The 11,063-nt window shown below is 68.2% G+C and carries 11 protein-coding genes and 1 pseudogene; 5 read left to right on the top strand and 7 right to left on the bottom strand.

Annotation, left to right across the window (positions count from 1 at the left end):
* Nucleotides 1-127: 127 nt before the first annotated feature.
* Nucleotides 128-424 (top strand): transposase, encoded by a 297-nt coding sequence (locus ACZ562_RS37430; RefSeq protein WP_471188967.1) that lies wholly within the window; start codon nt 128-130, stop codon nt 422-424.
* Nucleotides 425-535: 111 nt separating this feature from the next.
* Here the strand turns inward: ACZ562_RS37430 and ACZ562_RS37425 are convergent, their stop codons facing one another.
* On the bottom strand, nt 536-1,375 hold the full coding sequence (locus ACZ562_RS37425; RefSeq protein WP_471188959.1) for a LysR family transcriptional regulator: 840 nt from the start codon (nt 1,373-1,375) through the stop codon (nt 536-538).
* Between the two features lie 93 nt (nt 1,376-1,468).
* On the opposite strand from ACZ562_RS37425, the gene ACZ562_RS37420 reads away from it, so the two are divergent.
* From ACZ562_RS37420 to ACZ562_RS37410, 3 genes and pseudogenes are all read left to right on the top strand, one after another.
* Nucleotides 1,469-2,206: an SDR family NAD(P)-dependent oxidoreductase gene (locus tag ACZ562_RS37420; protein ID WP_471188965.1), complete on the top strand. Its 738-nt coding sequence runs from the start codon at nt 1,469-1,471 to the stop codon at nt 2,204-2,206.
* Nucleotides 2,207-2,434: 228 nt separating this feature from the next.
* A pseudogene (locus ACZ562_RS37415) lies at nt 2,435-2,953 on the top strand (transposase); the annotation flags it as partial.
* Nucleotides 2,954-3,297: 344 nt separating this feature from the next.
* The gene (locus ACZ562_RS37410; protein ID WP_471188957.1) at nt 3,298-4,068 is read left to right on the top strand and encodes a hypothetical protein; all 771 of its coding nucleotides are present in this window, start codon (nt 3,298-3,300) and stop codon (nt 4,066-4,068) included.
* A gap of 165 nt (nt 4,069-4,233) precedes the next feature.
* Here ACZ562_RS37410 and ACZ562_RS37405 read toward each other — a convergent pair whose 3' ends face one another.
* The 5 genes from ACZ562_RS37405 to ACZ562_RS37385 form a co-directional block, all read right to left on the bottom strand.
* On the bottom strand, nt 4,234-4,422 hold the full coding sequence (locus ACZ562_RS37405) for a hypothetical protein (protein WP_471188954.1): 189 nt from the start codon (nt 4,420-4,422) through the stop codon (nt 4,234-4,236).
* Nucleotides 4,423-4,500: 78 nt separating this feature from the next.
* Entirely contained in the window at nt 4,501-4,734 is a 234-nt protein-coding gene (locus ACZ562_RS37400) for a hypothetical protein (protein ID WP_471188952.1), read from the bottom strand.
* 291 nt (nt 4,735-5,025) lie between these two features.
* Nucleotides 5,026-5,163 (bottom strand): hypothetical protein, encoded by a 138-nt coding sequence (locus tag ACZ562_RS37395; RefSeq protein WP_471188950.1) that lies wholly within the window; start codon nt 5,161-5,163, stop codon nt 5,026-5,028.
* 208 nt (nt 5,164-5,371) lie between these two features.
* Complete coding sequence (locus tag ACZ562_RS37390) at nt 5,372-5,782, bottom strand: RacP protein (protein WP_471188947.1); 411 nt, start codon at nt 5,780-5,782, stop codon at nt 5,372-5,374.
* Between the two features lie 3 nt (nt 5,783-5,785).
* Entirely contained in the window at nt 5,786-6,667 is an 882-nt protein-coding gene (locus tag ACZ562_RS37385) for a DUF6192 family protein (protein ID WP_471188945.1), read from the bottom strand.
* Nucleotides 6,668-7,404: 737 nt separating this feature from the next.
* Between ACZ562_RS37385 and ACZ562_RS37380 the strand changes: the two genes are divergently transcribed.
* On the top strand, nt 7,405-9,867 hold the full coding sequence (locus ACZ562_RS37380; protein ID WP_471188942.1) for a WD40 repeat domain-containing protein: 2,463 nt from the start codon (nt 7,405-7,407) through the stop codon (nt 9,865-9,867).
* Between the two features lie 238 nt (nt 9,868-10,105).
* Here ACZ562_RS37380 and ACZ562_RS37375 read toward each other — a convergent pair whose 3' ends face one another.
* The gene (locus ACZ562_RS37375; protein ID WP_471188940.1) at nt 10,106-10,975 is read right to left on the bottom strand and encodes a recombinase family protein; all 870 of its coding nucleotides are present in this window, start codon (nt 10,973-10,975) and stop codon (nt 10,106-10,108) included.
* Between the last annotated feature and the right edge of the window lie 88 nt (nt 10,976-11,063).

Raw genomic sequence — 11,063 nt, 5'->3', positions numbered from 1 at the left:
GAGAGGCAAGTTGTCGGAACGTCGACTTGGATATGACCACCCAAGATCAACGATCACGGGGCCCGCACAGCAACGCGTTGTTTCCAGACAGCTTCCTGCTGCCCGCCAACGGCAAGCCCGGCGGACAGTGGGCCGATCACCGCAAATGATCAATGGGGTGCTGTTCCGGGCCCGTACCGGTGTGCCCTTGCCAGATCTGCCCGAACGGTACGGTCCCTGGCAGACGGTCTACGAACGGCACCGCCGCTGGTCAGCGGACGGCACCTGGCAGCAGATCCTGACCGAGTTACAGATAGAGGCCGACGCTGCGGACCCCGACGGCGCCTTGGCCGAGGCCGTTGAGGAGGAGAGCCGGCGGCGCACACGGGAATGGGCGGTGAACATCGACTCCACCTCCTGCCGCGCGCATCAGCTTGCTCTTTAACCTCCGGAGCCCCGGATCGCTCCGTGAGTGTGTCGGGTCGGTGGTCGGGTTTTCCGGCCACCGATCCGGACAGTCGGCCGCTTTCCACGCGAGCAGATGCAGAGCAGCCAGTCAAAGACGTGTTGCTACGCGGATCAGGTCGGCGGCTGTGCGAAGTCGGCTCTGCGGCGGCCACGCGATCACCGTTGTCACGGGTGGCGCATCGAGGACCGGTACGGCGGTGAGATCCCGGCGCAGGCCGTTGCTGGCGGACTCGGGCATGATCGCGGTGGTGCGGCCGAGCGCGATCAGTTGGAAGAGCTGTGTCAGGTTCCGTACCTCTGCGCCTGGTCCCTCCGGGTAGCTGCCGCCAGGGCCGGGCCAGCGCGCCATCGGGAGCTCTGGCAACGAGGTGACCTCGGCCATCCGAATCTGTGAGTGGCCAGCGAGCGGGTGAGAGGTGGGCAGGATCGCCACCTGTCCCTCGGTGTGCAGAATTTCGGTGTCGAGTCCGACCGCCGAATCGAATGGCAAATGCAGCAGAGCCACATCAGCTTGCCCATTCTGCAGCAATTTCTGTTGCTGGTGCGCCTCACAGAGCAGCAGATCGACGGTGGCCGCGCTGGGCTCCGCGCGGTAGACATCGAGCAGTTTGGCCAGCAACTCGTCGGAGGTGCCTGATTTGACGGCGAGGACGAGGCTGGGGCGCCTTTGCACAGCCTGCTGGGTACGCCGCTCGGCTGCGGCTACCGCGCCGAGGATCGCGCGCCCCTCGGACAGCAGTACGGCGCCGGCCTCGGTGAGCGTGACCTTGCGGCTGGTGCGCTCCAACAGGGTGACCCCCAGCTGTCGTTCGAGCCGGGCGATTGCTCGGGACAGGGGCGGCTGGGCTATCTCCAGACGCTGGGCGGCCCTTCCGAAGTGCAGTTCCTCGGCGAGGGCGACGAAGTACCGCAATTCGCGTATCTCCATGCCTGCACAGTAGCAGCGGTGAACGGTCGATCTATGTCGCTCGGGTATTGGTGCGTTACCGAGGTGGTGTTGGTGCATGGTCGAAGCGCGGCCATGCTCGCTGTCATGAGCGAGAAGACGATCGCGCTGGTCACCGGTGCGAACAAGGGAATCGGGTACGAGATCGCGGCCACGCTGGGCGCGTTGGGCTGGAGTGTCGGTGTCGGCGCTCGGGATGAGCGGCGCAGGATGGACGCCGTGGCGAAACTGCGCGCGGCAGGTGCCGACGTGTTCGGCGTGCCCTTGGACGTGACCGACGACGAAAGCGTGACCGCCGCAGCGCGGCTGATCGAGGAGCGAGCGGGGCGCCTTGACGTGCTGGTCAATAACGCCGGCGTGGCGGGCGGTTGGCCGGAGGAGCCGACGACCATCGACCTGGAGACCGTGCGGCGGCTGGTGGAGACCAACGTCATTGGCGTCATCCGGGTCACCAACGCGATGCTGCCGTTGCTGCGCCGCTCGGCGCACCCGCGGATCGTCAACCAGTCCAGTCATGTCGGCTCGATGGCGCTGCAGACCACGCCCGGTGTCGACCTCGGAGGGATCAGCGGGGCTTACGCGCCGACGAAGACCTATCTCAACGCCGTCACCATCCAGTACGCCAAGGAGCTGAGCGGCACCAACATTCTGATCAACAACGCCTGCCCCGGCTACGTGGCCACCGACCTCAATGGGTTCAGCGGTACTCAGACCCCTGAGCAGGGCGCGGCGATCGCCATCCGGCTGGCGGCTCTTCCCGACGACGGCCCCACTGGTCAGATGTTCGACGACAACGGAGTCGTGCCATGGTGAAATTCTGAGGTGTTCCTGCTCGACGGGGATGCGGCTCGATGCGCCCCGCCATTGCCGTGTGAGCAGCCGTTTCTACAGCCCGAGCGTGTTCTTTCGCGTCCGGGCTCGAACGACGGCCCGCACTTGATCGCCCGGATGAGGAATCGCCGGACGTGGGTACGGTCTTTGGCTGATTCTCTGCTCCGACCAAGGACGCACTCACCAGTACGAAGGCCGTGGGGGACGAATTTGCTGCATCACGATGTCCGGCGGGAAGCATTCGCGGTGGCGTCACACTTCTGGGACGACTCCTTCGACTGCCTGCCCGTGCGCGGGACACGCTGTTCGAGCTGACCGACGCGTTGCTGTGCGCGGACGGGCCGGTGGCGACACCGGTGGACCTCACGCTGACGGCCGAGCCCCGGCGCGGGCACGGCACGACGTATGACGCCCTGAACAGTGGGAACGTCGATGTGCCGCGGCTGCGCCAGGTGCCGGCCGGGCTGCCGCAGCCCGGGGCCGCCAAGGGGCGCCTGGTCCTGGCGGTGGACGTCACGCACTGGCTCCGGCCAGACGCGCCGACCAGCGCGGACCGCTTGTTCTGTCATGTCTACGGCCGCAGCGGACAGCTCGTCGGACCAGTTCGTGCCCGGCTGACCGTACTTGTTCGGCTCCGCGCTGGAGTCGGGCCGGACCTCGTGGTGCCAGATCCTGGGCGCGCTCCGGCTGGGGCCGGCCGATGATGTCGCCGAGGTCACCGCGGCCCAAGAAGCCGGCCGAGCCCGGCCGGCTCACTCCCGCCCGGGTCCGCCGGGGGTTCAGGAACCTCCGCCCGAACTTGCCCTGCCCGGCCCGTGCACCGAAACCCAAAAACGGTCAGGCGGCCCGAGATCATCACTGAACGTGACCAGGTCAGACCATAAAGAACAAGATCAGTGCCTATTCCTGAGCCCTTTGCCCGATCAGCAGGGGCACATGCCATGGCGCTGTGGCCGGCCCGCAGCATCCGTATCAGACTCCGTAGTTCCACCGATGCTGGTGGCGCCGCCATGGCTCACACTGGTAACCGTCCAAATTTCTCTGATACCCGTCATTGATCGGCAGCCGCTCACGTGAGCAACGAAGATTCCAGGTCGCAGCCCACATATGTGTGGGAGTCCGACAGGGTTGGTTCCCTCGGTGGACCGCTGCTCGTCTGCGAGGTCGACTCCTTCTCGGACTGGGGCGGTGCAGTGCACGGCCCCGACTACGAACTGGATCCTGCCTGCGACTACGCCCGCGCCTGGTCGGCGGTCCACCCGGACGACGACGACCTCGAAGCCGCGCTCGTGCGTTTCGGCGACCACGAGGAACATGCTGGCCTCATCTGGGAAATGGACCGCGAGGGCAGCGCGGAGATTGCCTACGCCCGGAGCCAGAGAGTCCCTCTCGGCGACGACGACAATTTTCTGATCATGCGCTCATGGATCCCCGGCGGTAGGACGGACGCGCCGCGTCGGCGTGCCGCCGGGGCGTCGGCGGCCGAAGAACAGGAAGTAGGAGAGCTGGAGCTCCGCTGCGGCCGGGTCGTTGTCGTCTGGGCAGCAGTGAACGCACATGAGACCGGCGCGTACGCTACGCCGCGGGAAAGAGCCGCTTCGATCAAGGCCCTGGCCCGGCTGAATCCCCCTGTCCAGCTCAACCTGGAGGGCCAACTGGGCCTTGGTACGGTGCTGTGGGTCAAGCCGGGCACGTATCGCGTTACCTGCGGATGGCACGAAGGAACTCGGGGACAGTACATGTCCGAGGAAGAGATGGACGGACCAGCACGGTCATATGCGGATGACGACTGGAGCTGTCGCTGGGTTCGCTTCACCCGGTCCGGCGACTCCGTGGAGACGTGAGTCCACGTACCAACGGGGCGAGCATTCCCATGCGTTCGCCAGTCCGCTGGGATGACCGCACATTCGGTGATTCGTTTCCTCGGGTGGCGTTCGGCCGTATCGCCGACGAACCTGCTGTCGTTCCGGCTGGGGGACGATTACCAGCCCGGAGCCGGTGGCCTGCCCCTACTGCGCGCTGATCCGCTCCAGCGCGGCCGCGGCCAGCTCGTTGCCGCCCTGCCCGGAGTAGCAGGTGTCCAGCACCAGCAACAGTCGCCGCAGTCCGGTCTCCCGCAGCATCGCCCGAGCCAGCTCCACCGTCGGCAGCGCGGTGTATGCGATATCGGCCGGGTTGGTGTCGGCGGTGAACAGCACGTGCCCCCGTCGTCGAGGACCTCCCGTGACCCGATAGATACACCGCCAGAAGGTCGTCCTCACGCCGGTCCGCCGACTTCAGAACGCCCGCAACCGGTCGGTCAGCTGCGTGCGGGTGGGATCCAGGCCGAGCGCCGTGTGATGCTGGGAACCCAGCTCGCGCGTGAACAGGCCGATGACGCGCTGGCGCGCCTCCACCAGCCCCAGCCGGTCCCATTCCGGGCAATTGCGGTACCGGGCGACGGCGGTGGCGATCAAAAACCGGCGCGACCCGCCCTCCTGCGCACCACCGTCGGGCAGCGGGGCGCTCACGCCAGGCCCGCTGCGATCGCCTGCCCGCACAGCGCGTCGGTCAGAAGCTGTGTCACATCCTCTTTCCGCAGGTCATGGCGTTGTGAGGCGTGGTCGTGATCCGGTCTGCCGTTCGGCTGGGCGTCGATGGACGGGCAGCCGAACGGCAGGCGGGAGGCCTTTCATGAGGCTGTCGCGAGGGTGGCCGGGGCCGCGTGGTCGACGCCATCAGGACCGCGACGCGGCCCGCATCCTGCTCACCCGCCTCCATGCCGAACACTCTGAAATTGTCCTGGTCTGGGCGGATAACGGCTACGGAGGCGAGGAGTTCAGCACCTGGGCCCAGGACACCCTGGGCATCACGGGGACGTCGGCGGGGGTGACGAGCAGGTCGACGAGCAGGCCGTCCTGGTCAACGATGTTCGCCCAGCGGGCGAAGTACCCGAACACGGCGCCGCGGCCACTTCTCCGGGGCGCCGCCCTTGGGCGTCTGGCATGTGGGAACGGGGAGAAGGGACTCGAGCAGGAACCATTCCACGTCACTGGTGTCGGAGGGGTACCGGTAGTGCGGCAGCATCACGAGACCCGGGCCGCGATCTGGGGGTCAGGAGCCAACTGAGGTGAGGTCGCGGCCCGTTGCCTGCCTTCCTGCTCTGCTTCACTCCAGGTTGGCCAGTAGCTGCAGGGTGGACTCGATCGCGCCCATCTGCGCCATGACCGTGCGGATATAGGGGTCGCCCGGGGTCTTCTTCTGGTGTGGAAGGAGGATCCCGGCGATGAAGTTCTCCACCCGGTGGTGGACGGAATCGAAGAACGCCCGCTCGTAGCCGATCCACACCTCCGGCGCATCGTCCAGCAGCCGGTATCCCCACTTTCTGTCCCAGGTCACGGGCGGAAGACCGCGTGCGGCGGCAACCTGGCGCAGGTGCGCGAGCCCGGTGTGGACCTGCGCGCGGGTGCGTTCGGTGGCGGCCATCAACTGGGTGATGCTCAAGCCGGCGGGGCGGCCCTCCTGCAGGGCGCTGAGGATCGCTTCGGCGTGGACGTGAGCGGGAACTCCCCGCCCCATCGCCTACTCACCCAAGCCCTTCAGCAGCCTCTGGAGCTGCTCGTCCAGGTCGACCTCGCCGCGCATGGCGGCGTTCTCGATCCAGTCGGCCGCGGCGCGTACCCGCGCAAGGCCCCGGCCGATGGTGTCGCGTTCGCCGTCGTCGTAGTGCTCGCCACGTAGATTGGGAACGATCCGGCCGGCGGTCGTGACGAACTGCGCGCAGGCCGCGACCAGGTCCATGAACTGGGCGCTGTGCTCCATGCGCTGCAACTGCGGGGCGGCCTCCTGGCGTACGAACTGGGCCTGCTGGCGGAACCGGTCGAACTGCGCTTCGTTCACCGCGTGCCGGGCGGTGTCGTCGGCCATCGCCTTGTCGGCGACCGCCGGACAGCGCAGGAAGTCGGTGGTCACCATCGCCGCGACCGCGTCGTCGGCGGCCAGGTCGTGGATCGCCTCCACCTTCTCCTGGACGCTCTCCGGGGAGTCGACCTTCCAGCCCACCACGCGTTTCGCGCTGTCATGCGTCCACCGCGGTTGCCCGCCGTGCGGGCTGGGCGGGGGGTTGCTGACCGCCTCGAACCGTTCCTGCTCGTCGGGGATGCTGGCCAGGATCTTGTGGATGGTGTGCGGGACGTCCGCCCGCCGGCGCTCCTTCGGCCAGCGCGAGGACACCCACCGGTAACTGCGGACCGTCGTGTAAGCCAGTCCCACGTCTTCGGCGAACATCCGGATGGCCTCGCTGACGGTGAACAGGTCGTCCTTCCCGGACGGATTCGCACCTCCGTACGAGCGCATCGGCTCGATCTCCACGGCCGCGTCCCCGAGCCGCCACTGGGCACTGCTCATCGTCGCGACCCAGTCCCGCCCCAGCTTGACCAGTTCGTCGTAGCGTCCCCGGGTCACGCTCCCGATCATCGCGGGCATCCGGACATCACCCCCTGGCGGACCCGGGTGCGGCACCTTGTCTATGCCGTCTACTCACCCCGGCAGGCCGTTACTTCGCACCATCCAGCCGACTCCACGCGCCTGTCAGGGGTGTACGGCCGTGCAGTGAAGCACCATGACGGCCGCCGAATGCGCGCTCTCACAACCCGGTGTCCGCCACGCGCCGCCTGTCCCAGGCCCGTTTGCGGCAGGCGGGAGAGCAGTACGTTGCCGAGGCGGGATGTCCGACCCCGACCGTCCATGACGCGCCGCACTCCGGGGGCAGTTGGACGTCACACCAGCCTGGACCGCCTCGGTCCCCACCCGCGCCCGCCGCATCCGCCGCCAATGCCGCGACCGGCAGACGGACGAGCAAAATACCGCCGTCGCCCTTGCCGACGGCATCAACGGACCACCGCACCCCCGACACAGTCTCGGCCCCGTGTCGTCGTCCGTGACCACGACCAGCTTCAGCTGGGGCACCCGGTCCCTGCGCATACGGCCACCGTACGAATCAGAAGTGGCGCAGGGAACCCCGCTCATCCACGTACGAATCCATGGCGCGGCTGGCTATCCGGCGTGTCTGTCCGGCCCGACGGCCAGGAAGTGCGCGACAGCGCAGGATCTGAACGCCAACGCGGGCGCGCCCTCGACACCATGCCGAGCGGCCCGCACTCCGAAAGTCGTTGTCAGTGCGGCCCCATAGCTTTGGGGCCATGATGGAAAGATCTGATCACGTGTCCCGGGAAGCGACTTCCTCGCATGAGCCTGCCTCTTGGCGGGCGGACTGGACGTGCGGTTCCGCGTCCGACCCTCGGCTGCTCCGTACCTTCAGCGGTCACGAAGGCCCCGTGGTCGCAGTGGCGACGGTGGTCGTCGACGGGCGTCCGGTTGTTGTCTCGGCGAGCCGCGACGCGACGGTGTGTGTCTGGGACCTGGCGACGGGGGAACGGCTACATACGCTGACGGCAGCTCCTCCCGACGACATATCGTCGTTGTCGCCCGAGTTGGTGGCCCTGGCCACGGTGGTGGTCGACGGGCACCCCCTGGTCCTCACGTGCCACACTGACGGGACCGCGAGGCTGTGGGATCCGGAGACGGGGCGCTCTGCGGGCGAACTGGCCCTGGGGCTGGCGCGGTTGGTCCTGGACGGCCGGCACGTGGTGCTGGCCATCGAGGCGGACCGGACGCTGGGTGTGTGGGACCAGGCAACCGGCAGTCGGCTCGGCGTGTTCCCCTGGATGGTGGACATAGGGGAGCTGGATGGACGCAAGGTCGTTGTAACGTGTCCACCGGACGACCACACACAGGTGTGGGACCTGGCCACCGGCCGCGAGGTCGGCGAGTGCCTGCCGGCCGAGGGCCCGTGGACACTCGAAGGACGGCACATCGCCGTAACCAAAGAAGAGGGCCAGGCGGGCCGTGTGTGGGATCTGGACCGCCACGTGCTTCTGGCAGCCGACCTGCGGGAGTTGCTGGCGGATGCCGAGTACGGTGACGCAGTGTCAGCCCTGGCGGTCGTCGACACAGTGTCAGCCCTGACGGTCGTCGATGGTCGGGTCGTGGTCCTCAGCTCCCACTACGAGGGCGCACCGGAACTCGTCGGCGACCTCGCCCCTGTTGTTTTTCCCGACGGCCCGTCCGCGACACTGATCCTGGAAGAGCGCTGTGTCGCGCTCGCTGTGGGCGTGGACCACACCCTGCGCTTCTGGGACCTGCCGACGAGCCTCATGGACCCCACAGGCCCTGACGGCACGCGGAGCATTCGCAGCATCCCTTTGGCAGCAGCCGCAGGCAAGGAGTTGATCAGGAGCGATCCGAGAGACCCCGTCGACCTGGCACGCCTGATCTCCGCCCGGACGAACGGCCTGCTCGCCGCCGAGTGCTTGAGGGCCGCTTCCCGGAGCCTGGTGCTGGGGGACACGCCCGTCTCCCTCATCGCCGGTCCGGACGGCACCGTAACGCTTTGGCACACGCTCGACCCGTCGCCTGCGGGCAGTGTGCTGACCGGTCACACCGATCGGGTGTGGGCCATCGCCAGCACCCCGGTCGGGACGCGCACCCTGGCGGTCACGACATCCCGCGACCGCACCGTACGGGCCTGGGATCTCGCCACCGGCGAACAGGAGGGTGAGCCCCTCACCGGACACACCGGACAGGTGTGGGACGTCGCCACGACCACGGTGGACGGACGCGGTGTCGCCGTCACCGCAGGGGAAGACCACACGGTGCGCACCTGGGACCTCACCGCTGCCCGGGGAGATGGCGGCCGACTGCGTGCCGGACACACCGAATCCGTCCTGGCGGTCGCCACAGCGGTCCTTGACGGTGTCCCCGTGCTCGTCACCGCAGGCGCCGACCACGCCGTGCGCACCTGGGACCTGACCACCGGCTCGCAGACCTCCGACTCCCTGAGCGCAGAGGTGTCCGCCATGACGACGGCGGTGGTGGGCGGACACTCGGTCGTCGTCACAGCCGCTCCCGACGCCACCCTGCACATTTTGGAGCTCGCCACCGGCCAAACCGTCCACCGTCCGTTCCCCAGCGGCCACGGCAGAGTCCTGGCCATGGCCTCGGCGACCCTGGACGGCCTGCCCGTCGCCCTCACCGCAGGCAGTGATCGCGTCGTGGGCGTCTGGGACCTCACTACCGGACAGCCCCTGGTCGCACCTCTCACCGGCCACTCCAGCCGTATTACCGCAGCCGCCACCACGGTTCTCGACGGACAGCCCGTGGCAGTGACGGGCAGCTGGGATAAGACGGTGCGACTGTGGGACATCGCCACCGGCCGACAGCTCGGCGAACCCCTGACCGGCCACACCGACTGGGTGACCGCCGTGGCCACCGCCACCCTGGGCGGAGTTCCCATCGCGATCAGCAAGAGCCGGGACCGGACGATACGCCTGTGGAACCTGTCCACGGGGCAGCAGATCCGCGACGCCCAGGCCGCCGAGTCAGGCTCCGGCAACACACTGGCGGTCTCAGCGATGGCCGACGGACGGCTCGTCGCGGCCCTCGGCGATGACCGCACCGTGCGGTTCCGCGATCTCACCGCAGGGTGCTCAGCCGGTACCGACCACCTGCTCCCATTCCCCGTGCACTCACTCGCAGCGGCACCGGGCGGGCGCTTCGCGGTCGGGTTCGGCTGCGAGGTCGGGGTGCTGTCGAGGGCATCCTGACAAGCCAGGGGCCTCGCCGGGGTAGCGACGGTCTTCGCCGAGCAGCAGGTGTTGCTCCACACGTTCCGTCGGCATGACGGCTTCGGCATCGGCGAGATGCCAGGGACGCAGCAACGCGTCACTTTCGATGCAGAGTCGGCTGTCCGGAGGCGGCGAGAGTACCGGCGGGTATTGCTGGAGTGACCAAGGAAGGCCCTGGAGTCCTAGCTCAGACACCAGCCGCAAACCAACCGGATGCTCAGGCGCTCGCCGCTGTGGCGGCCTGTTCGTCGTGCTCCCGCAGCATCCGCATGACGGTGGCCGGCGAGGGGTGCTGGCCCCTCTTCGCGCCGGTGGTGATGACGAGCCGCTTGGCGATGTCGCGCAGGCTCATCTCCTGGTCGCGCAGGTGGAGGGCCATGGACAGCATGTCGTCGTCGGTGACCCCGGCGCCGCCGATGGTCTTGCCGCGCTTCCGCGCGGACTCGTGGCCTTCGAGGGTGCGGTCGCGGATGTACTCGCGCTCCATGCCGGACATGGCCGCGAGCACGGTGAACACGATGCCGGACGGGTCGTGGGAGCCCTTCAGCTCTCCGGCGAGGAACTCCAGTCCGACGTCGCTCGCCTTCAGCTCCTCAGCGAGCATTGCGAGTTCGATGCCGCGGCCGAGGCGCTTGTGCTCGTGCACGACAAGGGTGACGGCGACACCGGAGGAGCGGATCTCCCCGGCGAGCTTCACGGCGGCCCCCAGTTCCGGACGCTTGGTGGCGCGGGTGGAGATCTTCTCCGAGAAGACCCGCGTGACCCCGGCCTCGCTGAGGGAGTCGAGTTGTGCGTCGAGGGACTGCCGGGCGGTCGAGGCGCGGGCGTAGCCGAGGCGGACGTGTCCGACCGCTTCGGTGCCGACGCGTACGGGCCGGGGCAGTTCGGTCCACGCCGAGCCCGGCTTGCGTACGGCGGGGGTCGGCACGCTGAGCGCCTTAGCGAGTTGGGGCACGAGGCGGAAGCGGGCGGTGTGGTACTGGATAGCCACCTTGCCCTTGCCGGTCCGGCATGGGGAGCCCGCGGGGGCGGCACAGGTGGACATCGGGCAGTCGTGCAATTCCACGCTCTTGAAGTCGTCGCTCACAGCCCCCGACTGTTTCATGAGGGCGTTTCAGGCGTCCAGCCGTTTGCAACAACTCATGAAGCATGATCGCCGCAAGTCGACCGGCGGA

This window comes from Streptomyces sp. NPDC040410 (assembly GCF_055595715.1).
Note: the sequence above shows the minus strand (reverse complement) of the source record. Positions and strands in the feature narration are given on the sequence as shown.